At 33.6% G+C, this 444-nt stretch carries 1 pseudogene; it reads left to right on the top strand.

Annotated features, from left to right (window positions below):
* Positions 1–444, top strand: a pseudogene (locus CQA75_RS09320) (hypothetical protein); the annotation flags it as partial.

Here is a 444-nt window from a genome sequence, read left to right as displayed (position 1 = left end):
CATTTAATCGATAAGAATGATGAGAAAGACTTTTTTGATAGTGTTTTTACTCCTCCTTTGTGGCTTTATGCAGATGGGATAAAGCTAGGATATGAGATAGAAGATGAGCATACCAAAAATGATCCTTCAAAAAGTTTAATTTCAAAAAATAAACGCAACATAGGTGATCCCACCGCCTATGCTGCTGCTATAGAAGCTAGATTTTCTTTAGATAGAAAGATTATAAAACCCGATCCAATAGACCGTCGTAAAGATAGTAAGCCTGAAAAAATAAACACCCAAGCTCAAATCTTCATCTATAGAAACAAACATGAAGAAATAACAAAACAAGAATATCTACTGGCTTTAAATTTTGCCAAACATCATGAAAATACAGATGCATTTAGATACCACCTTAGCCCCCGCACTAAAAAATTCGTTTCTCGTTATGAAGTTATAGATCAT

Source organism: Campylobacter taeniopygiae, assembly GCF_005406225.1.
Taxonomy (GTDB): Bacteria; Campylobacterota; Campylobacteria; order Campylobacterales; family Campylobacteraceae; genus Campylobacter_D; species Campylobacter_D taeniopygiae.
The sequence above is the reverse complement of the archived record's forward strand: the minus strand, read 5'-3'. Positions and strand labels throughout refer to the sequence as shown.